The organism is Embleya sp. NPDC020630 (assembly GCF_044334985.1).
GTDB lineage: Bacteria > Actinomycetota > Actinomycetes > Streptomycetales > Streptomycetaceae > Embleya.
In genome coordinates this window covers 70728-92625 of the sequence record NZ_JBIRUB010000003.1, presented here as the reverse complement: position 1 = coordinate 92625, position 21898 = coordinate 70728, and the positions used below count along the sequence as shown (strand labels likewise).

23 protein-coding genes are annotated in these 21898 nt (G+C 71.8%); 16 read left to right on the top strand and 7 right to left on the bottom strand.

Annotation, left to right across the window (positions count from 1 at the left end):
• The first annotated feature begins 6 nt into the window (after nt 1-6).
• Together sufU and ACH4XV_RS11880 are read left to right on the top strand one after the other, a co-directional pair.
• Nucleotides 7-477, top strand: a complete 471-nt coding sequence (sufU, locus tag ACH4XV_RS11885; protein ID WP_395788836.1) for a Fe-S cluster assembly sulfur transfer protein SufU — start codon at nt 7-9, stop codon at nt 475-477.
• Nucleotides 474-806, top strand: a complete 333-nt coding sequence (locus tag ACH4XV_RS11880; protein ID WP_395788834.1) for a metal-sulfur cluster assembly factor — start codon at nt 474-476, stop codon at nt 804-806. The genes sufU and ACH4XV_RS11880 overlap by 4 nt, the downstream gene beginning before the upstream one ends.
• A 493-nt stretch (nt 807-1299) precedes the next feature.
• Here the strand turns inward: ACH4XV_RS11880 and ACH4XV_RS11875 are convergent, their stop codons facing one another.
• Nucleotides 1300-4194 (bottom strand): hypothetical protein, encoded by a 2895-nt coding sequence (locus ACH4XV_RS11875; RefSeq protein WP_395788832.1) that lies wholly within the window; start codon nt 4192-4194, stop codon nt 1300-1302.
• 538 nt (nt 4195-4732) lie between these two features.
• Between ACH4XV_RS11875 and ACH4XV_RS11870 the strand changes: the two genes are divergently transcribed.
• A complete protein-coding gene (locus ACH4XV_RS11870) occupies nt 4733-5164 on the top strand; it encodes an ATP-binding protein (RefSeq protein ID WP_395788830.1) in 432 nt (143 codons plus the stop codon).
• A gap of 231 nt (nt 5165-5395) precedes the next feature.
• Nucleotides 5396-5923, top strand: a complete 528-nt coding sequence (locus tag ACH4XV_RS11865; RefSeq protein ID WP_395788828.1) for a hypothetical protein — start codon at nt 5396-5398, stop codon at nt 5921-5923.
• Between the two features lie 214 nt (nt 5924-6137).
• Here the strand turns inward: ACH4XV_RS11865 and ACH4XV_RS11860 are convergent, their stop codons facing one another.
• The gene (locus ACH4XV_RS11860) at nt 6138-7034 is read right to left on the bottom strand and encodes a neutral zinc metallopeptidase (protein WP_395788826.1); all 897 of its coding nucleotides are present in this window, start codon (nt 7032-7034) and stop codon (nt 6138-6140) included.
• 249 nt (nt 7035-7283) lie between these two features.
• Between ACH4XV_RS11860 and ACH4XV_RS11855 the strand changes: the two genes are divergently transcribed.
• The 5 genes from ACH4XV_RS11855 to ACH4XV_RS11835 all read left to right on the top strand — a co-directional run bounded on the left by ACH4XV_RS11855 (nt 7284) and on the right by ACH4XV_RS11835 (nt 14155).
• Entirely contained in the window at nt 7284-8882 is a 1599-nt protein-coding gene (locus ACH4XV_RS11855) for an ABC-F family ATP-binding cassette domain-containing protein (protein ID WP_380011213.1), read from the top strand.
• Nucleotides 8883-9312: 430 nt separating this feature from the next.
• Entirely contained in the window at nt 9313-9546 is a 234-nt protein-coding gene (locus tag ACH4XV_RS11850; RefSeq protein WP_395788824.1) for a helix-turn-helix domain-containing protein, read from the top strand.
• 244 nt (nt 9547-9790) lie between these two features.
• Complete coding sequence (locus ACH4XV_RS11845) at nt 9791-10540, top strand: enoyl-CoA hydratase/isomerase family protein (RefSeq protein WP_395789962.1); 750 nt, start codon at nt 9791-9793, stop codon at nt 10538-10540.
• Between the two features lie 236 nt (nt 10541-10776).
• Complete coding sequence (locus ACH4XV_RS11840; protein ID WP_395788822.1) at nt 10777-12702, top strand: ABC transporter ATP-binding protein; 1926 nt, start codon at nt 10777-10779, stop codon at nt 12700-12702.
• A gap of 223 nt (nt 12703-12925) precedes the next feature.
• A complete protein-coding gene (locus ACH4XV_RS11835) occupies nt 12926-14155 on the top strand; it encodes an FAD-dependent monooxygenase (RefSeq protein WP_395788820.1) in 1230 nt (409 codons plus the stop codon).
• A gap of 16 nt (nt 14156-14171) precedes the next feature.
• On the opposite strand, the gene ACH4XV_RS11830 is transcribed toward ACH4XV_RS11835, so the two are convergent.
• From ACH4XV_RS11830 to ACH4XV_RS11820, 3 genes are read right to left on the bottom strand one after another with little or no spacing between them, the layout of a single operon-like run.
• Nucleotides 14172-14516: an Asp23/Gls24 family envelope stress response protein gene (locus ACH4XV_RS11830; protein ID WP_395788818.1), complete on the bottom strand. Its 345-nt coding sequence runs from the start codon at nt 14514-14516 to the stop codon at nt 14172-14174.
• The gene (locus ACH4XV_RS11825; protein ID WP_395788816.1) at nt 14513-15277 is read right to left on the bottom strand and encodes an Asp23/Gls24 family envelope stress response protein; all 765 of its coding nucleotides are present in this window, start codon (nt 15275-15277) and stop codon (nt 14513-14515) included. Before ACH4XV_RS11825 ends, ACH4XV_RS11830 begins: the two co-directional genes overlap by 4 nt.
• A complete protein-coding gene (locus tag ACH4XV_RS11820) occupies nt 15268-15822 on the bottom strand; it encodes an RNA polymerase sigma factor (protein WP_395788814.1) in 555 nt (184 codons plus the stop codon). Before ACH4XV_RS11820 ends, ACH4XV_RS11825 begins: the two co-directional genes overlap by 10 nt.
• 290 nt (nt 15823-16112) lie before the next feature.
• Here ACH4XV_RS11820 and ACH4XV_RS11815 point away from each other — a divergent pair, with 290 nt between their 5' ends.
• The 6 genes from ACH4XV_RS11815 to ACH4XV_RS11790 all read left to right on the top strand — a co-directional run bounded on the left by ACH4XV_RS11815 (nt 16113) and on the right by ACH4XV_RS11790 (nt 18798).
• The gene (locus tag ACH4XV_RS11815; RefSeq protein WP_380011195.1) at nt 16113-16604 is read left to right on the top strand and encodes an Asp23/Gls24 family envelope stress response protein; all 492 of its coding nucleotides are present in this window, start codon (nt 16113-16115) and stop codon (nt 16602-16604) included.
• Complete coding sequence (locus tag ACH4XV_RS11810) at nt 16601-16879, top strand: hypothetical protein (protein ID WP_126641335.1); 279 nt, start codon at nt 16601-16603, stop codon at nt 16877-16879. Before ACH4XV_RS11815 ends, ACH4XV_RS11810 begins: the two co-directional genes overlap by 4 nt.
• Nucleotides 16880-17005: 126 nt before the next feature.
• Nucleotides 17006-17188, top strand: a complete 183-nt coding sequence (locus ACH4XV_RS11805; protein WP_078977717.1) for a hypothetical protein — start codon at nt 17006-17008, stop codon at nt 17186-17188.
• A complete protein-coding gene (locus tag ACH4XV_RS11800; protein WP_126641336.1) occupies nt 17188-17544 on the top strand; it encodes an Asp23/Gls24 family envelope stress response protein in 357 nt (118 codons plus the stop codon). The genes ACH4XV_RS11805 and ACH4XV_RS11800 overlap by 1 nt, the downstream gene beginning before the upstream one ends.
• On the top strand, nt 17541-18158 hold the full coding sequence (locus ACH4XV_RS11795) for a DUF6286 domain-containing protein (RefSeq protein ID WP_395788812.1): 618 nt from the start codon (nt 17541-17543) through the stop codon (nt 18156-18158). The genes ACH4XV_RS11800 and ACH4XV_RS11795 overlap by 4 nt, the downstream gene beginning before the upstream one ends.
• 4 nt (nt 18159-18162) lie before the next feature.
• Nucleotides 18163-18798, top strand: coding sequence for a hypothetical protein (locus ACH4XV_RS11790; protein WP_395788810.1), 636 nt, complete (start codon nt 18163-18165; stop codon nt 18796-18798).
• 464 nt (nt 18799-19262) lie between these two features.
• Here the strand turns inward: ACH4XV_RS11790 and ACH4XV_RS11785 are convergent, their stop codons facing one another.
• Complete coding sequence (locus ACH4XV_RS11785) at nt 19263-20024, bottom strand: SDR family oxidoreductase (protein WP_395788808.1); 762 nt, start codon at nt 20022-20024, stop codon at nt 19263-19265.
• An 82-nt stretch (nt 20025-20106) separates the two neighbouring features.
• Between ACH4XV_RS11785 and ACH4XV_RS11780 the strand changes: the two genes are divergently transcribed.
• Nucleotides 20107-20865, top strand: coding sequence for an SIR2 family NAD-dependent protein deacylase (locus tag ACH4XV_RS11780; protein WP_395788806.1), 759 nt, complete (start codon nt 20107-20109; stop codon nt 20863-20865).
• 18 nt (nt 20866-20883) lie between these two features.
• Here ACH4XV_RS11780 and ACH4XV_RS11775 read toward each other — a convergent pair whose 3' ends face one another.
• Entirely contained in the window at nt 20884-21687 is an 804-nt protein-coding gene (locus ACH4XV_RS11775; protein ID WP_380011176.1) for an SURF1 family protein, read from the bottom strand.
• Nucleotides 21688-21898: the final 211 nt, after the last annotated feature.

Sequence of the window (21898 nt, the reverse complement as noted above, 5' to 3'; positions counted from 1 at the left end):
GAAGAGATGAAGCTCGACGGGATGTATCAGGAAATCATCCTGGATCACTACCGGCACCCCCACAACAAGGGGTTGCGGGATCCGTTCGACACCCAGGTCCACCACGTCAACCCGACCTGTGGGGACGAGGTCACGCTGCGCGTGAAGCTGGACGGCGAGAAGGTGCTCGACGTCAGCTACGAGGGCCAGGGCTGTTCGATCAGCCAGGCCAGCGCGTCGGTGATGACCGACCTGGTGATCGGGCACACGATCGAGGACGCGATGCACGCCGGGGACGAGTTCCTGGCGCTGATGCAGTCCAAGGGCCAGGGCGAGCCGGACGAGGACGTGCTGGAGGACGCCGTGGCGTTCGTCGGCGTCAGCAAGTATCCGGCGCGGGTGAAGTGCGCGCTCCTGGGGTGGATGGCCTTCAAGGACGCCACGGCGCAGGCGCTGAACACGGCGCAGACCGCGCAGACGACGGAAGGGCAGAAATGACCGAGGCTCAGGCGGCCGGTGTGGCCACGCCGGAGGACGTCACCGAGGCGATGTACGACGTCGTCGACCCCGAGCTCGGGATCAACGTGGTCGATCTGGGGCTGGTGTACGGCGTGCATGTCGACGACGCGAACATCGCGACCATCGACATGACCCTCACCAGTGCGGCGTGTCCGCTCACGGACGTGATCGAGGACCAGACGCGGACCGCGACCGAGGGGATCGTCGCGGACATGCGGATCAACTGGGTCTGGATGCCGCCGTGGGGGCCGGACAAGATCACCGATGACGGGCGTGAGCAGCTGCGCGCGTTGGGGTTCAACCTGTAGCTCCTGGGCCGCTGGGCCCTTTTGGCCTCAAACGCCGGCCGGGCTGGTTTGGCCCGGCCTGCTTGGCCTCAAGCGCCGGCCGGGCTGGGGGTTCGGGCTTGGGTTTTTGGCCGGCGTTGGGTGTTGGTTGGCTGGGGTGGCCTCAAGCGCCGGCCGGGCTGAGGTTGCGTGACGGGCTGTGCCCTCCGGTGGAGCGCAGCGGAGGAGAATCACTTCGCCGAACGGCCCGGCGGCGGCTTTGCCCGGACGCCGGGCCAGTCCCGACACGGCTCACTACCTGCCTCCACGATCATGGCCGAGTCTCGGTGGCCTGCCTGATCCGTGGCGCCCTTGCGGAGTGGTTTCTCCTCCGCTGCGCTCCGTCGGGGGCGGAAGGGGCGCGGGGGCGTTGCCGCTGCGCGGCGCCGGGTTTCCGGTTCCGCTGCGCTCCACCGGTGGCGCAGTGGGTTGCGGTTCCGCTGCGCTCCACCGCTTGGGCCCGGTTCCGCTTCGGTTATGGGCGGGGTTGGGAGACGCCCAGGAGTTCGAGGATGTCTGTGTCGCCTCGTTGTTGTAGGTGGTGCAGGACGGCCTTGAGGTCGATGGCTGGGTCGAGGCCGATTCTGGCTCCCAGGAGTTCGGGGAGGTTCACCTGCTCCGGGACCGGGTCTACACCGGTGTGGCGTAGGGCTCTTGCCCAGCGGGGGAGGCGGACCGTGGCGTCGCCGCGGACCAGGCGGGCCTCCAGGCGGCCCTGGTGGATCGACGAGATGAAGACCATGTCGCCCTCGTGTGCGGACAGGCCGGCCAGGATCGCGCGCAGGGACACCAGGTAGGGCGTGTCGGCCCAGCGCAGTGCGGCGGGGCCGTGGCCGTGGTGCAGCCGGACCTGGCCGCCCGGGGTGACGCCGAGGGATTGGGCGAACGCCGCCGGTACCTTGACCGGCTCGCCTTCGAGCATCGCGGTGGACACGTCCACCCGGAACGCCCACGCGCCGGTGTCCTCGCGGAAGCAGCCTGCGGTTCGGGACGGATCGCCGATCGGCGCCGACCGCCCCTTCTGGGCCGGCCGCTCCAGGGTGTCCGCCGAGCGGGACAACACCTGGCCGTTCTCCACCTGGAAGCCCTCCAGGCGGGCGATCCAGGCGGCCTGCAGCGGCGGGCGGATGCCCATCGCGGTCAGGTCCCGCTCCAGCGCGGCCAGCGGCACCGGGCCTCGGGCGCAGGCCGCGTCCAGGGTGGCCTGAGTGCGGTCGGACAACTCGCCCAGCGGCGCGCTCGACAACCAGCCGTCGACCGAGGTGTGCAGGCCGAGCAGGCCGCGCAGCACCTGCCAGACCTGGATCTCCAGACCCGGCACCGTCTCGGTGTGCTTGGGGTGCAGCGTGCGCAGTTCGGACACCGTGGTCAGGACGCCGAGCCGGTCCCGCACGAAGCTCAGGTGCACCCGGACCGGCGCGCCGTCGGAGCGGCCGATGCGCTCGTCCAGGTTGCGCCGCAGGTCCCGCTCCAGGATCTTGACCTCGGCCGGCGAGGTGCCGAACTCGGCGGCCAGCGAATCCAGTTCGCGGGGTTCGTCGGTGAACAGCCGGTCCCGGGCGAGTACCCGGCGGCGCGGTTCGCTCGCCGGGAACCAGGTCGCCAGGACGATGACGAGGTCGCCGCCGCCGGGCTCGCCGGCGCGCGACTGCGGCCGGTCGACGAGCATCGTGACGTCCTCGGCGGGCGCGGCCGGCAGCGTGCCGGGCACCATCTCGACGGTGGCCTCGGGGTCGGCCGCCTTCGCCTTCGTCCCCCGGTTGGTGGGCGGCACGGCGGACGGGTCCGGCGGCGCGGGCACGGACGGAACCTCCGCCGCGGTCGCGGCGGCCGGCGCGGGCGTCGGCGCGGAACGCGGCGGGTGACTCGGTCGGGGCGGGATGCGCAGGCCCTCGGGGGTGCGCGGCACGGCGGCCTCGCCGACCGTGGGCACCGCGCCGGCGGTGGGCGGCGGGATCTCGCCGAACGCGTCCCGGCCGCCCTCCTCGTTCGGGTCGGCGCTCTCGGCGCTCTCGGCGCGCGACTCGGATCGGGCCGGCGGGGCCGTGCGCTTGCCCTTGCGGGTGAGTGCGGGGATCGGGACGTCGGCGACGGTCATCGGCGGCGTCTCGCCGAACGCGTCCACGCCGGGCGCCTCGTCGATCGTGGGCTCCTCCGCCGGCGGGACCGGGTGCGGCCGGCGGTCCTCGGAGGTGTCCGTGGTGCGGATCTTCGGCACCGGCCTGGCGCCGGTCCGGGCGGCCGGCTCGGCGGCAGGCGCGTCGAGGTGGTGGGCGGCCACCTCGGGGAGGGGTTCCGTGCGGGCCTCGGCGGCCGACGGGCGCTCGGGGCGGGGCGCCGCGACGGAGGGCAGGCTCGCCCGGGTGGTCGGCGGGACCTCCCCGTAGGCGTCCCGGCCCGAGTCGGACGCATCGTCGTCGTCGGAGTCGGAGTCGGCGACATCGGCTTCGGACGCCCCGGCGACGGCCGGCTCCGGCTCGGTCGCGACGGGGGCCGGCGGCAGTGCCAGCGACGCGCGCAGCCCGGACGGCACCTGGGTGAGCAGCGCGGTCAACGCGCTCCGCACCTCGTTTGTGGCGTCCTCCAGGCCGACCACGGCCGCGGTCTCCAGGGTGACCTGTGCGAGCTGCGCCATCAGCGGTACGTCCGGCGCCTGTTCGGCCAGCCAGCGCACCACGGTGCCCAGTTCGGCGGTCAACGGCTCGGGCAGCTTGACCGGACGCAGTTCCTCGTCGTCCAGGTCGCCCCACTCATCCGGGTTGTCCCAGTCGCCGTCCTCCGGGGCGGGCGGGATCACGGTCGCCGCGGCGGGCTCCGGCTCGGGTTCCGGCTCGGCCTCGGGCTCCGGGTCGACGGCCTGCTCGGGCATCGCCGCCGGGCTCGCCGCCATGCCGGACGCGTCGAACAGCGCGTCTACGTCGACCGATTCGTCGTCCTGCGGCAGCAGTCCCAGGACCTCCTCGAACAACCGGGCCACCAGCGGCCGCACGGTCGAGGTGCCGATCTGGGTCCAGTCGCCGACCTCGCGCACCGTCGTGGTGAGCAGGTCCGCCCAGTCGGGGGTGCGCACCATCACGTTGGTCCGCGCGCCGTCGGGCCACTGGGACAGCCGAAAGCCGTTACGTGCCAACCAGGCCCCGGGCAGCAGGTCGCCCAGGCGCAGGTGCCGCAGCTCGGTGTAGGCGAGATCGGCGAGCCGTCCCGGCAGTTCGTCCCGGCCGAAGGTGTCGGCGGCACGCACCACCGGCACGCTCATCCACCACGCCGCGGGCAGATCGTCGTGCTCGAGGTAGTCGGCGACGAGTTCGGGCGCGACGAAGCGCAGGGCGGGTACGAAATCGGCCAGAGTGGCCTGGAGCCGGGGCTGCATGCAGGTCCTCCGTGACGCGGTCGGTAACCCCGACGTTAGTACCCCGGCCGGAAAGGTTCACCGGCTCCGGTGTGGTGCGTGATGCGGCGCCTCGCCGCATCACGCACCGGGAGCCGGTGGAACTCTCCGGTCGCGATCCCGACGGTCGGGTGGCGAGCCGGCACCGGGGGGTCCCGGGTCGTTGCCGTCTGTTTGCGGGACGAAACGGCGGTTCGGTTGGTTCCCCGAGCCGGGGTTCGAGCCGTGCGACGAGGGTCACGCGACGAGTTCGAGCCGGTGGCCCGGGGCGGCTGTCGTCGGGGATCGCTACCCCGCCGGCCCGGCCGGGAACCGCCCCTCGGGCATCGGGCGACGCTTTCCACCACCATGCGCGCCGATCGAGCGCCGCCCGTGCGTCCATCGCCGGCCCGCGCCACGTTTCACCAGGGGGAAAGAAGTCGATCTCACCAACAGCGGAGACAAGGACGGCTAGTTTGGACAAAGGTCGCCGATGCCTCCGGCCGCCTCATCCGCGCCACCAGGGGAGACAGGGGGAGACGTGGGCGAAATCGCATCATCGCCGCGATTCGGGGAGTCTCCGGCCGGCCCGCTGTTGTTGTCGCTGCGTCTGTCGGCCACCGTCGAGGCCGTACCTCGCGCCCGACACGCGCTACGCGCGGTGCTGGCGCAGCGGGTTCCGGGCGCGCCCGTGGACACCCTTGAACTGCTGCTCTCCGAACTGGTGACCAACGCGGTCCAGCACTCGACGCGGGGGCGTACGGTCGCGGTCGCCGTGCTGCGCCGGGAGAACTCGATCCGGCTCGCGGTGGTGGACGACGACACGGCGCTTCCCGAAGCGGGGGGCGCGGTGGACCTGCTGGACGAGCATGGTCGTGGGTTGTTGCTCGTGGAGGCGATGGCCGAGGAGTGGGGGAGCTATCCGGTGCCGGATGGCAAGGTCGTGTGGTGTGACGTGAAGACGGTGGAGTGAGTCGGCTTCGGGTCTGGCGGTCTGGCGGTCTGGCGGTTGGTCGGGCAGTCGGTTTGTCGGCTGGGTGGTTGGGCGGTTGGGCGGTTGGGCGGTTGGGCGAAGGTGGGCGAGGGCGTACCCGGGTGTGGGTGGGTCGAACCAATAAGTGCAAAAAATGGCGCAATTGGCGTCTGCCGTGCACCCTGGCAGGAACGATTTCGATCGCCTGTACACGTGTGCAAGGAGGATCCGTTGCGCGAACAGACCATCGGGGAACACCTCGACCGACTGGCCAGTCCCGACGTCCGGGTACGGGGGGCTGCCGCCGCGCTCCAGGCCGCGCAGGCCGCCGCGCTCGTCGAGCGGGCCGCGGCACTTGCCCTGCACACGACCGACGCCGAGGAGACGATGCGGGCGGCGCGGGCCGAGGCGGGGCGGATGCGGGAGCGGGCCATGCGCACGGGCCACGCGGCGCGGGAGGTTTCGGATCGGTCTGGGTCGGGGGTGGATTCCGCCGAAGTGCCTTTGCGGGTCGCGGCGTTGGCGGCGGATGTGATCGGGCTCGCGGGCACGGTGCGAGATGGGGCGGACGACGATGTGCTTCCGTATCTGGCTGCGGCTGCGGCCAGTGCGCGGGCCGCGCTCGAGGCTTCCGCCGCTTGGGTTTCGTTGCTTGTTGCCGATGGCGGGGGGCGGGATGTGCGGGTTCGGATGGAGCGGCATCTTTCGGCTGTCGCCGATGCGGAGGAGATCGTGGATCGGGCTCGGGCTGCGGCCTGAGTTTGGCCTCAAACGCCGGCCGGGCTGAAGTGCGTTGAACGCCGGCCGGGCTGAGGTGTGTTCGGCCGGCGTCGGGCTTCGGTGGGGTTGGGTTGGCCTCAAACGCCGGCCGGGCTGAGGTGGTTTGGTCCTCGTTGGGTGTTGGTTGGGGTGGCTTCGAGTGCCGGCCGGGTTGAGGTGGGTTTGGGGTGGGGGGCTTGGGGGTTTGGCTTGGTCAGATGCGGCTGGTGAAGGTGTCGCATTTGGCTGGGTCGCCTGTGGTGTAGCCGGTTTGGAACCACTGTTGGCGTTGGGCTGCCGAGCCGTGGGTCCAGGTTTCCGGGGTTACTCGGCCCTGGAATTGCCGTTGGATGCGGTCGTCGCCTACCGCTGCCGCCGCGTCGAGGCCGTCGGCGATGTCCTGGGGGGTGAGGTTGGTGATCAGGGCTCCCGGGGGTGTGGTCGCGTGTTGGGCCCAGACGCCGGCGTAGCAGTCGGCCTGGAGTTCGAGGCGGACCGAGCCGCTCTGCGGGCCCTGGCGGTCGTTGCCGACCCTGGCCATCTGGCCGGTGAGGTCCTGAATGTGGTGGCCGTACTCGTGGGCCAGCACGTACGCCTCGGCGAACGGCCCGCCCCTGGCGCCGAATTTGGTGCGCAGCTCGTTGAAGAAGCCCAGGTCGATGTAGACCCTGCGGTCGCCGGGACAGTAGAAGGGGCCCACCGCCGAGGTGGCGCCGCCGCACGCGGTCGAGGTGCTGCCGGTGAAGAACCGGGTCAGCGCCGGCTTGTACGTCGCGCCCCGACGCCGGTACTCGTCCGTCCAGTACGCCTGCACGCTGTTCACCACCCCGACGATCCGGCAGTCGTCGCGCGCGTTGGCGTCGGTGCCCTTGCGGCACGAGTCCTGGAGCGCGCGATTGTCCGCCGGGACGGCGTTGCCCCCGCCTCCGCCGCCGTCGCTCAGGCCGAGCTGGTTCGGGCTCAGGCCGAAGATCAGGCCGAGGACCACGGCGATCAGGCCCGCCGCGCCGCCGCCCACCGCGAGGCCGGGACGACGCAGCCCGCCGCCCCCCGAGCCGCGCTCGTCCTCGATCTGGGACGTGTCCAGATCCGCATCGTCGTCGAACTGCATCGGGCGACCGCCAAGGCAACAGGGAATAGACGTCGGGTGACGGATATCCCATTTCGCGGGTTTTATCGCGCCCGCCGTCTTCGCGCCGGGAGGATGCCCGGAAATTCGTTCCGACGGCTCCCGTAGACTCGTGGGCATGGTCGGTTTCCCTGGATATCCCCGCGAGCGGCCTTAGCGCGGTGCGGCTTCCCAGCGAGCCCCGCACGATCGTCCGTCTTCGTCAGTCCCCGACCGGGAGCCCAGTCCTTCATGATCAACGCAACCAACGTCGAACTGCGGGCCGGCGCCCGCATCCTCCTCGAGCCGGCCTCCTTCCGGGTCGCGGCCGGCGACCGGATCGGCCTGGTCGGCCGCAACGGCGCCGGCAAGACCACGCTCACCAAGACGCTGGCCGGGGAGACCCAGCCCGCGGCCGGGACCATCACCCGCACCGGCGAGGTCGGCTACCTGCCGCAGGACCCGCGCACCGGCGACCTGGACGTGCTCGCACGGGACCGGATCCTGTCCGCGCGCGGCCTGGACGTCGCGCTCTCCGGGATGCGCGAGGCCGAGGGCCTGATGGCCAGCGCCAGCGGCGAGACCGCGGCCAAGGCGATGCGCCGGTATTCGCGCCTGGAGACCGAGTTCCTGACCAAGGGCGGCTACGCGGCCGAGGCCGAGGCGGCCACCATCGCGGCCAGCCTCGGGCTGCCGGACCGGATCCTGGGCCAGGAACTGCACACGCTCTCCGGTGGCCAGCGGCGCCGGGTCGAACTGGCCCGGATCCTGTTCTCCGACGCCGACACGCTGCTCCTCGACGAGCCCACCAACCACCTCGACGCCGACTCGATCGGTTGGCTGCGCGACTTCCTCAAGACGTACAAGGGCGGCTTCATCGTGATCAGCCACGATGTCGGCCTGATGGAGGCGTGCGTCAACAAGGTGTTCTACCTGGACGCCAACCGCACCACGATCGACATCTACAACGTCGGCTGGAACGCCTACAAGCTCCAGCGCGAGACCGACGAGCGCCGCCGCAAGCGCGAGCGGGCCAACGCCGAGAAGAAGGCCGACCAACTCTTCTCGCAGGCCGACAAGATGCGCGCCAAGGCGACCAAGACGGTGGCCGCGCAGAACATGGCCCGCCGGGCCGAGAAGCTGCTCTCCGGCCTGGAGAGCGAACGCAAGTCGGACAAGGTCGCCAAGCTGCGCTTCCCCAAGCCCGCCCCCTGCGGCAAGACCCCGCTGATGGCGACCGGGCTGTCCAAGTCGTACGGCTCGCTGGAGATCTTCACCGACGTCGACCTGGCCATCGACAAGGGCTCGCGCGTGGTGATCCTGGGTCTCAACGGCGCGGGCAAGACCACGCTCCTTCGGCTGCTCGGCGGCGTCGAGGACCCGGACACCGGCAAGGTCGAGCCGGGCCACGGCCTGCAACTCGGTTACTACGCACAGGAACACGAGACGCTGGACCCGGAGCGCACGGTCCTGGAGAACATGCGCTCGTCCTCGCCCGACCTCGATCTGGTCGAGGTGCGCAAGGTGCTCGGTTCCTTCCTGTTCTCCGGCGACGACGTGGACAAGCCGGCCGGTGTGCTCTCCGGCGGCGAGAAGACCCGGCTCGCGCTCGCGACGCTCGTGGTCTCCAAGGCCAATGTGCTGCTCCTGGACGAGCCGACCAACAACCTCGACCCCGCCAGCCGCGCCGAGGTGCTGGACGCGCTGCGCACGTACGAGGGCGCCGTGGTGCTCGTCACCCACGACGAGGGCGCGGTGGAGGCGTTGCAGCCGGAGCGGATCATCCTGCTCCCGGACGGCGTCGAGGATCTGTGGAGCGAGGACTACGCCGACCTGGTCGCGCTCGCCTGACCACCCGGGCGCTGCGCCCCAGCTTCCGGGCGACGCGGCCCGGGAGCCCCGAACGACCGACACCCCGTCGGGTTGCCTTCCTCGGCAACCCGGCGGGGTGATCGCTTTCGTCCCCCCGACAGGTTTTCCCCACGAAACCCTCACAAGGGGAAGCCATCCTTCCGGTCCGTACGTGACGCCGGTCACGAGGCTCGACGGCGACACAGAGCAAGGTCGCGAATCTCATGGGTGACCAGCGCCTTTGTCGGCGGACACAGGATTCGGTCAAGCATTCGGCAAAGGAAGGCGTGATTCCGCTCGGGTGATCTTTGTGTGCAAGAGGCCACGCGCCGCGATGATCAAGCCATCGGGCCTGGTGGAATCACTGGCCTTGCCATGCCCCAGGGGTGATCATGGGATTCCAGAGCGCACTTCCTATGAGGAGGCACGTGTGGCCGAGACTCTGAAGAAGGGCAGCCGGGTGACCGGTGCCGCGCGCGAGCAGCTCGCGGCTGACCTCAAGAAGAAGTACGACTCCGGTGCCAGCATCCGCGCCCTCGCGGAGGAGACGGGCCGTTCCTACGGCTTCGTGCACCGGATGCTCAGCGAGTCGGGAGTGACCCTCCGCGGCAGGGGTGGGGCAACACGGGGCAAGGCCAAGAGCGCCGCGTCGTCCTCGGCCTGAGACCGAGTCCCGGGGCAGTACGGCACCATCCGTCGAACGACCATGTGACCGACCGGTAACGTCGGACACGTGGTCGTTTGCCGGAAGCGACCCGAACACGGGAGGGACCGTGGACGTGGGCGCGAATCAGCTCGGCTCGAACGACGACACGAGTGGCAACACGAGTGACAACAGGGGCGGCACGGACAACAGCGGTCGCGGGGTCGGCGGTGCCGACAGCGCGGCAGGGCAGGGCCTTTCGGTCGTGATCGAAGGTGCGTTCGCGGTGGTGAGCCTCACCAACCCCGATCGGCGCAACGCGCAGACTCCCGCGCTCTGGCGCGCGCTCGCCGCGGTCGGCCGCGACCTGCCCGGTGATGTCCGGGCCGTGCTGTTGCGCGCGGAGGGCGTCTCGTTCTCCGCGGGCCTGGATCGACGGATGTTCCCGGGTGGTGGGGGCATCCCGGGGGAATCGGACCTCGTCACGTTGGCCGGGGCGAGCGACGACGAACTCGACGCCACCATCGCCTCGTTCCAGGAGGCGTTCACCTGGTGGCGACGCCCGGACCTGATCACGGTAGCCGCTGTGCAGGGGCATGCCGTGGGGGCCGGGTTCCAACTGGCGCTGGCCTGCGACCTGCGGGTGTGCGCCGACGACGCGCGGTTCTCGATGCGCGAGACCGCGCTCGGTTTGGTCCCGGACCTGGCCGGGACGAAGCCGCTGACCGACCTGGTCGGCTATGCCCGGGCCCTGGAGATCTGCGTCACGGGCCGCTGGGTGGGGGCCGATGAGGCGGTCTCGATGGGACTGGCCACCCTCGCGGTGCCGCGCGAGGAGTTGGACGGTGCCGCACGCGACCTGATCGCGGCACTCCTCGCCGCACCGCGCGACGCGGTGATCGAGACGAAGGCCCTGCTCGCGGGCGCCGCGACGCGTGGCTACGACGAACAGCGCGCCGCCGAACGCGCCGCACAGGCCCGCCGCCTGCGCGACCTCGCGGGGATGGGCGAGTAGGCCCCGCCCGGCGGATCCCGACGCGACCCGCTTCATCGGGATCCGCCGGGCGCGATTCGGTGAGACATGCGCCACATGTATGCCCGCCGGCGGTCGACGCGCCGGGCGTGGGTCCGGGACTAAGCGGGCCCGCGTCGGTGTTCCCGTGTACGAAGTACTGAGGTTGACTCAGGAATTTGTTCGGGCATTCGGCTCGGGCAGGCGACACGTACGGGATGTACGGGGAACGAGGCGGGATGAGTGGCGGCGGCCCGATGGGGATGAACCTGCGCTCCTACACGCGCGACGCGTCCGTGGTGGAGCGAAAACTCGCGCCAGGCACGGTGCGCCGGGTGGGCGAGTTCGCGAAACCGTTCGCGCGGCAGATCACCGCGTACCTGGTCCTGGTGGTGATCGGCGCGGTGCTGACCATCGTGCCGCCGCTGCTCGCGCAGCGGATTGTGGACGAGGGTGTACTGAAGGGCGACGGTCACCTGGTGACCGTGCTCGCGATCGTGGTGGCGGGCGTCGCGCTGCTCGCCGCCGGGTTCGGCCTGGCCGAGCGGTGGTACTCGGCGCGGATCGGCGAGGGTTCGATCTACGCGCTGCGCAGCAAGGTGTTCGCGCACGTGCAGCGCCAGCCGATCGCGTTCTTCACCCGAACCCAGACCGGCGCGCTGATCTCGCGCCTGAACAACGACGTGCTGTCCGCGCAGCGCGCGTTCACCTCGACCCTGGCGGGCGTGGTGTCCAATCTGGTCAGCCTGGTCCTGGTGGCCGGAACGATGTTCTACCTCGCCTGGCAGATCACCCTGGTCTCGCTGGTGCTGCTGCCGCTGTTCCTGCTGCCGGCCAAGTGGATCGGCCGCCGGTTGCAGGCGATGACCCGCGAACAGATGCAGTTGAACGCGGAGATGTCGACGGTGATGACCGAGCGGTTCAACGTCTCCGGCGCGACACTGGCCAAGATCTTCGGCCGGCCCGAGGAGGAGGACGCGCTGTTCTCCGGGCGGGCCGCGCGGGTGCGCGACATCGGCATCCGGATCGCGTTGGTGAACCGGGTGTTCGCCACCGCGCTCACCCTGGTCGCCTCGCTCGCGACCGCGCTGGTGTACCTGATCGGGGGGCATCTCGCGGTGGACGGTCGGCTCACGGTGGGCACCCTGGTCGCGCTCACCGTGCTGCTCGGCCGGCTGTACGGGCCGCTGACCGCGCTGGCCAACGTGCGGGTGGACGTGATGACCGCGCTGGTCAGCTTCGAGCGGGTCTTCGAAGTCCTCGACCTGCCCGCGATGATCGCCGACAAGCCGGACGCGAAGCCGCTGCCGGCGGACGCGGCCACGGTGGAGTTCGACGCGGTCGGCTTCGCCTACCCGGGGGCCGACGAGGTCTCGCTGGCTTCGCTGGAGAGTGTCGCGGTGCTCGATCGGCGGCGCTCCGAACCGGTGTTGCACGACGTGTCGTTCCGGGCGGAGCCGGGTCAGCTGGTGGCCCTGGTCGGACCGTCGGGCGCGGGCAAGACCACGATCACCTCGTTGGTCGGCCGGCTCTACGACGCGACCGAGGGGACGGTACGCATCGGCGGACACGACGTGCGCGACGTCACCCTGGCCTCGGTGCGCGACACGGTCGGCGTGGTGACCCAGGACTCGCACATGTTCCACGACACGATCCGCGGCAACCTGCGCTACGCAAAGCCGGACGCGAGCGACGAGGAACTGTGGGCGGCGCTGCACGCGGCGAACATCGGCGACCTGGTCGAGGGGCTGCCGGACCGCCTGGAGACGGTGGTCGGCGAGCGCGGACACCGGTTGTCCGGCGGGGAGAAGCAGCGCCTGGCGATCGCCCGACTGCTGCTCAAGTCGCCGCGTGTGGTGGTGCTCGACGAGGCCACCGCGCACCTGGACTCGGAGTCGGAGGCCGCCGTGCAGCGCGCGTTGGCCACCGCCCTGGTCGGCCGTACCGCGCTGGTGATCGCCCACCGCCTGTCCACCGTGCGCGACGCGGACCTGATCCTGGTGGTGGACGACGGCCGGATCGCCGAACGCGGCACGCACGCCGAGCTGTTGGCCCGGGACGGTCTGTACGCGGATCTGTATCACCGGCAGTTCCGGGACCGGGAAGAGGATTCGGAACGGGACTCGGAAGACGATCCGATCGACACCGCGGTGCTCGCGGGGTGACCGAGCGGCGGCGGCGGTATTCGCGCGAGTCTCGTGATCGAAGCGGTCTCGCGGCGAGCCCGCCCATCGGCTCGGGTGCCCCGCCGGCGCCTTGGACGCACTCGGACGACTTCGGGGGGAAGATTCGTTCCGATTGCGCGGTGCTCGCGAGTTGGCCGACCGCAGCTCGGGGCGCCGGGTAGTGTGGTGATATTCCAAATGGTTGGCAAGAGGGGCTTTCCGGGTGCGTGTTCTCGTCGCCGGCGGCGGCATAGGTGGTCTTGCTGTGGCACTCAGCCTGCATGACGCGGGCATCACCGAGGTGACGGTGATCGACGCGGCACTGAGAATCCGGCCCCTGGGGCTCGGGATCAGCCTCCTGCCCCACGCGGTGCGCGAACTCGCCGAACTCGACCTCTACCATCCGATCGCCAACCTGGGCGTGCCGCTGTCCGGGGTGGCCTTCCCCGACCGCCGCGCGACCCGGGTGGTACTGGCCCCGCGCGGACAGCGGGCGGGTTTCCTGTGGCCGCATCTGTCCGTGCACCGGGGCGAGTTGCAGGTCGCGCTGCTGCGCGCGGTGTATCAGCGACTCGGCCGCGCGGCGGTGCGTACCGGGTCCCGGCTGACCGGGTTCGACCAGGACGACGACGGGGTGACCGCGTACTTCGTGGACGGCGAGGGCCGGCCCTGGCAGGAGCGGGCCGACGTGCTGGTCGGCGCGGACGGGATCAACTCGGCGACGCGCGCGACGTTGTTGCCGGACGAGAGCGCGCCGGTCGCCCAGCCGCGCATCCTGATGCGCGGCACCACGCGCTGCGCGCCGTTCGCCGACGGGCACACCATGATCATGACCGCGCACGGCGAGGCGCGGTTCATGGCGCACCCGATCAAGCCGATCGATCCGCGCGACGGGTACACGCTCACCAACTGGCTCGCGGAGCTGCCCGATCGGCAGTCGGCGGGCGAACTCGGCGACACCGGCTGGAACGGCCCGGCGGACCTGCGCCGGCTGGCCCGGGTCTTCCGCGGCTGGAGCATAGCCGGGGCCGACATCGGGGCCATGGTCAGGTCGCCCACCGAGGCGTCCGGCTATCCACTGGTGACCCGACCGCCGCTGGACCAGTGGTCGTTCGGCCGGGTCACCCTGCTGGGCGACGCGGCCCACCCGATGTATCCGTATGTGCTCGGCGGCGCGTCCGAGTCGATCGTCGACGCGCGGGTGCTGGCCCGCTCGCTGGGCTCGTACCGGGACCCGGTCGAGGCGCTGGAGATGTACGAGCGGGCCCGGCTGCCGCTGAACAAGTGGCTGCAACTGATCGGCCACGGCCGGGTACCGCGCGCCGAGGACGCGACCGGGCCGCTGACCGCCGCCGAGGAGATCGGCGGCATCATCGGCGCCTACGGCCACCTGCCCGGACACGACCCGGCATCACTGAACGAGCGGCCGTCGTACGGCCTGGCGAAGGTCTGAGCGAGGGGCCGCGGCTTCACACCCCCGCGTCGGTGACCAGGACGTGTACCACCACACGTTGCCGGCCCGTGCGCTCGCGTACCTCCGCGGTGACCGCCGTGCGCACCGCGCGGGCCACGTCCAGGACGCGGTGGTCGGCCGCGGCGCGGAACTGCACGTCCACGTGCAGGACTCCGTCGAGCACGCGCGTGGTCACCCCCGGGACCCGCCCCGGGAGCAGGCCGCCCGAGACCTGGGCGACCGCGTCGAGCAGACCCGGTTGCAGGTCCACCACGCCGGGGACGGCCAGCGCCGCGCCGCCGGCGGTGGTTCGGGCCAGTACGGACATCTCGCGGGACGCGCGCTGCGCCGGCTGTCTCATCGGTTCCCCTCCCGAGCGTCGGCGGCCGGTTCCAGGCCCACCACGTCCACGTCCACCCTGGCCACTTCCAGCCCCAGTCGCTCCATCGCGGCCCGGCGCACCCGCTCGCGCAGCCGATCGGCCAGCGCGTGGATCGGCTCGCCGTACGGCACGCCGACCGACAACCGCACCGTCACCGGACCCGGCACCGCCGCCCCCGCCCGATTCTCGAACGGCCGGATCCGGCAACTGCGGGCCTGCACGCCGGGCTCGGCGTCGGCCGCCGCGCGCAGCGTGCGCGCCGCGGCGGTCTCGGTCAGCGTCAACTGCTCGTCCGGCTCACCCAACGGGAGTAGCCGTCCGGTGTGCAACTCGGCCCGGACCAGACGCATCACCCGAGTGCCCAGATCATCCGGCACCGGGACCGGCAACTCGGCCCACTCGCGGGTGACCTGGTCGAGCACCGAATGGTCGCGCAACACCGCCCGGCACTCCGGACACGAGCGCTCGTGCTCGTCCAGCGCGTCCGCGGCGGCGTGTTCGAGCACCGACTCCGGTTCGCGCCCGCAGGGCAGCAGCTCCTCGTCCGGGTCGAAATCCGCCGGCTCGCCGAAGCCCGGGATCGACCCCGAGTCCGAGTGCGGGGTCGAGCCCGAGCCCGATCCCGGGTCGGCGTCGAGGCTCGCGCCCGGCAACGCCTCGCGGGTCCCCGCGAGCAGTTCCGCCGCGGACGGCAGCCGCCGCGCGTCCGGGGCGTCGCCCGTCTCGTCGGTCACGTCCACGGTCGCATCGCCTCCGCCAGGGTCTGTCGTGCTCGGAAGATCCTGCCCCGCACCGCGTTCGTCCCGATCCCCACGGCCGCCGCGATCTCGTCGTAGCTCTGCCCGTGCACCTCGCGCAGTACCCAGCAGGCCCGCTGCTCCTCGGTCAGTGTGGTCATCGCGTCCTGCAGCGCCTTCAGTGCCGCCGATCCCTCCGCTCGTCGCTCCGGATTGTCCGCCATCTGCTCTATCGCCCGATCGGGTACCTGGTCCAGGCCGACCGTGGGCCGCCGGGTCCGGGCGATGTTCAGGGCGCGGTTCGTGACGATGCGATACATCCAGGTCAGGAACGACGAGTCGGCGCGGAAGCCGGGCAATCGGCGCCACGCGCTGATGAACGCCTCCTGTACCGCGTCCTCCGCGTCGCCGGCGCTGCCCAGGATGCGCAGCGCGAGCGTGTACAGGGATCGCCCGTGCCGACGCATCAGCACCTCGAATGCCTCGGCGTCACCCTCTCGAGCGCGCACCACCAGGGTGCCCTCGTCGAGCTCGGCCTCGTCGGCCATCGGCTTCCCTCCTCGTCCCAACCCGGCGAACGGTACTGCGCTCGGGGGCGCAAGACGAGAACCGCCACCCGAACGGAGGCCGCGCGTTGCGTACGTGCCGGCGACCGCCCCGGCGGGATAGCGTCGGATTCCGCGAAACATCCTCCGATCGACGCGTGACGTTCGCCCGGTGTGTGTGTCGTACAGGTGTGGTGAACCCGGCAAGGGGCACCGATGACAGGCGGGACCGAGTGGGGTTCCGGTCGCAGGGTTTCGGGCATTCGCAGCCAGTCGAGGAAGGAAGTGCGCCGATGGCGGACACAACGACCCAGGGCAAGACCGGCACGCAGGCGCTCCAGAAGGACGAAGAGCGTTCGGTGGGCAACGGCGCTCGTTCCACGGAGGTCGTCAAGCTGGCCACCGACAAGGGACGCACGTCGATCGCGGACGGCGTGGTGGCCAAGATCGCGGGCATCGCGGCCCGGCAGATCCCGGGCGTGTACGCGCTCGGCGGCGGCGCGGCCCGGGCATTCGGCGCGGTGCGTCAGCGCATTCCGGGGGGCAAGCCCAACGTGGCCCAGGGCGTCAGCGTCGAGGTGGGCGAGCGGCAGTGCGCCGTGGATCTCAACATCGTCGTGGATTACGGCGTGCCCATCGCCGAATTGGCACAGGCCGTCCGGGAGAATGTCATCGACTCCGTCGAGCGGATGACCGCGCTCGAGGTGGTCGAGGTCAACATCGCGGTGGACGACATCCACATCGACTACGACGGCGACGACTCCAAGGAGCGCCAGCTTCAGTGACGCGTGCGCCCGGCGACGACGAGCGGCGACAACTGCTGCGCGAATACCGGGAATTCATCCGGGCGAGTCACCCCGATCGTGGGGGCGACCCGGCGGAGTTCGTCGCCGGGCTCGAACGTTTCAGGGCGCTGATCGACGCGGCGGGACCACCCGCGCCGATCCGTTCGGGGGCCGCGGCGGAGACTACGGTCTACCGCCGCGGCCGCTTGCCGGGCCGGCTCTGGCGGCAGTTGACGGAGCGCCATAGGCGGCGCAACAACCCGCGTGTCGAGTAGCGGGCGGGTGCGGCACCGATGGATTCCGGACAGCTCCGCGGCAGGAGACCTCCGCGGCATTCGGCCCGACAGGGGTCGGCAACTCGGCAACAACCAATGGTCGGTTCAGTGAGGAGTCGTTCGCCAATGACTACACCCATGGTCGGCCTGTTGGTCGGCATGGCCCTCGGCCTGGCCGCCGCGCTGGGCGGGTTCGGGGCCTTTCTCCTGGTCGCCGCCCTCGGGGTGGTCGGCTTCCTCGTCGGCCGCTTCCTGGACGGCGACCTGGATCTCGGCGAGCTGTTCAGCTCGCGCAATCGGCGCCGCTGATGCGCGCGGTACCGGCGGAGGGCCTGGCGCCGGCCGCGCACCGCGGAGTACTGCAGATCGGCGGACGGGTGGTGGAGAAGATCGCCGCGCGCGCGGCGCGTGAGGCCACCACCGAGGCCGCCCCGGACACCGTGCTGCGTGCCCCCAGGGCGGGCGCCACGATGCACCACGACCACGCGACGGTGAACCTCGACGTGGACGTGCCCTATCCCGGCCCGGTGGTCGAGATCGCCCGGACCATCCGGCAACGGGTGCGCGCCGACGTGGAGTATCTGACCGGGATGCCCGTGGTGCGGGTGGACGTGACGGTGGCCCGGTTGACCCGTGGGGGGCACGGCAAGAGGAGAGTGCAGTGAGCCTGGAGGCTTCGCCGGAGGCGCCGGCCGACGGCTCGACGGCCCTGGCGGCCGCCGACGACTGGGGCGACGGCGCGAAGGTGCGCCGGGCCTGGTCGACGCGGGGGCTGCCGGCCGCGCTGGTGGCGCTGCTCGTGTGCGGCATCGCGGGCACCGCGCTGTACATCGGCGTGACGGCCCGGATCGATCGGGCGCCGCGCTGGTCGCGCGACCTGTTGGAGCGGGCCCAGACGCATGTGTGGCGCGACGGCTGGACCATCGCCGCCGGGGCGATCGCCGCCGCGGTGGGCCTGTGGCTGATCGTGCTCGCGCTCACTCCCGGCCGGCGTGCGCTGCTGCGACTGCGCTCGCCCGGCGGCGGGATGACCGTCTACATGACCCGGCGTACCGCCGCCTCGTTCCTGCGGCACACCGCGCTGGCCTCCTCGGGCGTGTTGGACGCGCGGGTGCGGATGGGGCGGCGCAAGGCGGTACTGCGGGTGGACTACCACTTCCGTGATCCGGACGATCTGCACGACGAGTTGATCGAACGCCTGGAGGAACGCGCGAACGCCCTCACGCTGGCCCGGGTGCCGCGCGTGGACCTGCGCCTTCAGCCCGTGAGCGGGAGGTGAGGCGATGATGCGCACGGTCTGCAACCGGATCCTGCTGTTCCTGGCCGGGCTGGTCCTGATCGTCGGCGGGCTCGCGGTCGCCGCGCGCGGGCGGGGCTGGTACCCCGACCTGCTGCACACCGCGGACAAGCCGTTCATCACCGCGAGTCAGGCCGAGCGGCTCACCGACCACGGCTGGTGGTGGTGGGTCGCCTTCGGCGTGCCGGGGTTGATCCTGGTGCTCGCGCTGTGGTGGCTGCTGGCCCAGGTGGGCCGGCGTCCGGTGCGGTCGGTGCGGGTGCACGACACGAGCGACCACGCCGGGGAGGGTCCGTCGGGGCTCGGCACCGGGTTCGGCATGGTCGGCGACGAGGCGGACACGCTGACCGTCTCGGGCAACGCGCTGGCCGACGCGATCGAGGACGACCTGGCCTACGTGGCGGGCGTGGAGCATGTCACCGCGCATCTGGTGCGCAGGCGGCACGGGCCCACGCTGCAGGTGCTGGTCCGGGCCGAGCCGGGGGCCGAACCGCGCGAACTGCTGGGCGCGGTGCGCGATCGGGTGTTGCCCAACGCGCGCGAGGCGGTGGGCCTGGAGACGCTGCCCACGGTGCTCACGCTGCGGACGAGCCGAGGGCTGCCGAAGCGACACCTGGACTGACCGGGGCACGGGCCGGGAACGCCACCCCCGGCCCGCACCTCGGCCGGCGGGCGCCCGCCGACTCGCCGGCTGTGTCCGGCAGATGCGGTTGCCTCCGGCTGAGGCGGGCTGCCTCTGGCCGATGTGCCATCTTCGGCTCGTGTGCCGTGTTCGGCTGCGTGGCTCGGATTTGCGTGCGGGGTCGGTTTCGGGTGTCGGCTTGGGGCCGCGTGCGGCGTTGGGTCGGTGTGCTGTTTTCGGCCGGCGTGACTCGGTTGGCTTGTGCGCGGCCTTCGGGGCATGTGTCTCGTTCGGCTTGCGGGCCGCTTGGGCCCGGGCGCCGGGTCGGCTCGTGCGTTGTTTTCGGACCGCGAGGCTTGCCCGGGTTGCGGCGCCGCCTCCGGGGCAGCGCCGCCGTCGGTCCGCGGGCTGCCTCCGGGCGGCGAGCCGCAGGCCCGTGTGTACGCCGGGGCGCCGGCTCGGGGTCAGAGGGAGCGGGCCAGTCCGCCGTCGATCGGGATCAGCAGGCCGCTCAGGTAGGACGCCGCCGGGGAGAGGGCGAAGGCGGCCACTCGGCCGAACTCCTCCGGGGCGCCGTAGCGGCCCAGCGGGATGGCCTCGCTCTGCCGGGCCCGGGTGGCCTCCGCGTCGCCGCTGAGGTCGTCCAGCTCGCGCACCCGGTCGGTGTCGATCCGGCCCGGCAGCAGGCCGAACACCCGGATGCCGCGCGGGCCCAGCTCGTCGGCGAGGGACTTGGCCACCCCGGCCAGGCCGGGCCGCAGGCCGTTGGAGATGCCGAGGCCGGGAACCGGCTGACGCGCCGACGAGGAGAGCACGAAGCCGATCGCGCCGCCCGCGTGCAGCGCCGCCGAGGTGGCCCGGGCCAGCCGTACCGCGCCCAGGAAGACCGACTCGAACGACTCCCGCCACTGATCGTCGTCGACCGCGTCGATCGTGCCGGCCGGCGGCCCGCCCACGCTCACCAGCGCGCCGTCCAGCCGCTCGAAGCGAGCCAGCGCGGCGGCGACGAGGCGCTCGGCCGTGCCGCTGTCGCCGTTGTCGGCGGCGATGCCCAGCGCCCGCTCGGGACCGCCCAGCGCGGCGACGGCCTCCGCCGCGCGCTTTTCGTCCCGCCCGGAGACCACCACCCGGGCGCCGTCGTCCACCAGCGCTCGGGCGGTGGCGAAGCCGAGGCCGCGGGTGCCGCCGGTGACCAGATACACACGATCGCGAAGTCCAAGATCCATGCCACCCATCCTGCCCGCTACCGGCCCCGGAGCCGGGTAAATGACAGGCCGTCGGCTCGGCGGGGTCGCTACCCTCGGTGCCATGACCGAACAGATCGACCTCGTGCGGAAGTGGATCGCGGCGGCCGAGGACGGCGTCACCGTGCTGACCGGGGCGGGCATCTCGACCGACTCCGGGATCCCCGACTACCGGGGGCCGCAGGGCGTGTGGACCAAGGATCCCGACGCCGAGAAGTTGGTCACCTACAGCTACTACATGGCCGACGAGGACATCCGCCGCCGCTCGTGGCTGCTGCGCCGGGACAACCCCGCGCGACTGGCCGGGCCGAACGCGGGACACGCCGCGCTGGTCGCGCTGGAACGGGCCGGTCGGCTCAACGCGTTGATCACACAGAACGTGGACGGGCTGCACCGGCGGGCCGGGACCTCCCCGGAGAAGATCATCGAGCTGCACGGCACGATGTTCTACGTCCTGTGTACCGACTGCGACACGCGCACCACGCTGGACGCCGCCCTGGAGCGGGTCGAGATGGGCGAGGACGACCCGCGCTGCCTGCAGTGCGGCGGGATCCAGAAGACCGCGACGATCATGTTCGGCCAGGGTCTCGACCACGGGGTGCTGGAGCGGGCCGCGATCGCCGCGCAGATCGGTGATCTGTTCCTGGCCGTCGGCACCTCGCTCCAGGTGGAGCCGGCCGCGTCGTTGTGCCGCGTGGCGCGGGATTCGGGAGCCCGCCTGGTGATCGTCAACGCGGGGGAGACGCCCTACGACTCGATCGCCGACGCGGTGATCCGGGAGCCGATCGGCGAGGTGTTGCCGGAGCTGGTCGAAGGGTTGTGAGCGGCGGGGGAGCCGGGGTCAGACCTTCGCGGCTTCCTCGTGCTCGTCTGCCGGATCGGCCTCGTCGAGCGCGGCCAGTTCGGCCTCCAGCTCCCGGGCCTCGCTCCGGATCAGCTTGACGAACATCGCGAGCAGCGCGAACGCGAAGATCCACCACTGCACCGCGTAGGCCAGGTGCGGGCCCAGGTCCTCGTCGTCCGGCTCCGGGATCAGCGCGGGGGCCCTGGCCGGCATCGGGGTCTGCTCGGTGAGTTCGACGTAGCCGCCGAACAGCGGGTGCGGCACCTTCGGGCCCAGTTCGAAGCCGGAGATCCGCAACACCTGGCCCTCGATCGCCGTCTGGCCGCGGATGCCGGAGTCCTTGCGGGTCTCGTCCGGGCGCAGCCGGCCGGTCACCGTGACCTGGCCGGTCGGCGCCGGCGGTACGTCGGGTCGGTCGGCCGCCTGCGGCGGGTTCTTCACCCAGCCGCGGTCGACCAGGAGGGTGCGGCCGTCGGCGCCGACCAGCGGGGTGAGCACGTAGTAGCCGGGCACGCCGTCCTGGGACCGGTTGCGCACGAGCAGTTCGTGGTCGGTGTCGTACCTGCCGGTCAGCGTGACCCGGCGCCACTGGAGATCGCCCGGCAGCTTGCGGCCCACCGCGAGGATCTCCTCGGCGGGCGCCGGCTTGCGGTCGATGTTGGCACTGATCAGGTCGTTGTGCGCGACCTTGTTCTCGTGCCGGTGGAACTGCCAGAAGCCGAGCTCGACCATGATGGGGATCAGCACGGCGACGAGCAGCGCCATCGCGATCCAGCGCGGGGTCAGCAGGAAGCGGTACACACCGGCACGGTACCCCTCGTCGTGCGCGCCGCGTTTCGCCGGGGTCGGGGTGGGGCCGCGGTTTCCGCCTCGTTCGGGGCGCGTCGGCGCGTCGTGTGATCTCGGTGCGTCGTGCCGGGGCCTCGTGCGCGTCGCCCGGCGCGGGGTCGGCGACTAAAGGGGTGGGGTGTCCGGGTTGGCCGCCGGCCGGGGGTCCCCGCCGATAGGCTGC

Coding starts and splice junctions, on each gene's coding strand:
- sufU (WP_395788836.1), top strand. CDS start 7: ATGAAGCTCGACGGGATGTATCAGGAAATCATCCTGGATCACTACCGG.
- ACH4XV_RS11880 (WP_395788834.1), top strand. CDS start 474: ATGACCGAGGCTCAGGCGGCCGGTGTGGCCACGCCGGAGGACGTCACC.
- ACH4XV_RS11875 (WP_395788832.1), bottom strand. CDS start 4,194: ATGCAGCCCCGGCTCCAGGCCACTCTGGCCGATTTCGTACCCGCCCTG.
- ACH4XV_RS11860 (WP_395788826.1), bottom strand. CDS start 7,034: ATGCAGTTCGACGACGATGCGGATCTGGACACGTCCCAGATCGAGGAC.
- ACH4XV_RS11855 (WP_380011213.1), top strand. CDS start 7,284: ATGATCAACGCAACCAACGTCGAACTGCGGGCCGGCGCCCGCATCCTC.
- ACH4XV_RS11840 (WP_395788822.1), top strand. CDS start 10,777: ATGAGTGGCGGCGGCCCGATGGGGATGAACCTGCGCTCCTACACGCGC.
- ACH4XV_RS11830 (WP_395788818.1), bottom strand. CDS start 14,516: ATGAGACAGCCGGCGCAGCGCGCGTCCCGCGAGATGTCCGTACTGGCC.
- ACH4XV_RS11820 (WP_395788814.1), bottom strand. CDS start 15,822: ATGGCCGACGAGGCCGAGCTCGACGAGGGCACCCTGGTGGTGCGCGCT.
- ACH4XV_RS11815 (WP_380011195.1), top strand. CDS start 16,113: ATGGCGGACACAACGACCCAGGGCAAGACCGGCACGCAGGCGCTCCAG.
- ACH4XV_RS11805 (WP_078977717.1), top strand. CDS start 17,006: ATGACTACACCCATGGTCGGCCTGTTGGTCGGCATGGCCCTCGGCCTG.
- ACH4XV_RS11800 (WP_126641336.1), top strand. CDS start 17,188: ATGCGCGCGGTACCGGCGGAGGGCCTGGCGCCGGCCGCGCACCGCGGA.
- ACH4XV_RS11790 (WP_395788810.1), top strand. CDS start 18,163: ATGATGCGCACGGTCTGCAACCGGATCCTGCTGTTCCTGGCCGGGCTG.
- ACH4XV_RS11785 (WP_395788808.1), bottom strand. CDS start 20,024: ATGGATCTTGGACTTCGCGATCGTGTGTATCTGGTCACCGGCGGCACC.
- ACH4XV_RS11780 (WP_395788806.1), top strand. CDS start 20,107: ATGACCGAACAGATCGACCTCGTGCGGAAGTGGATCGCGGCGGCCGAG.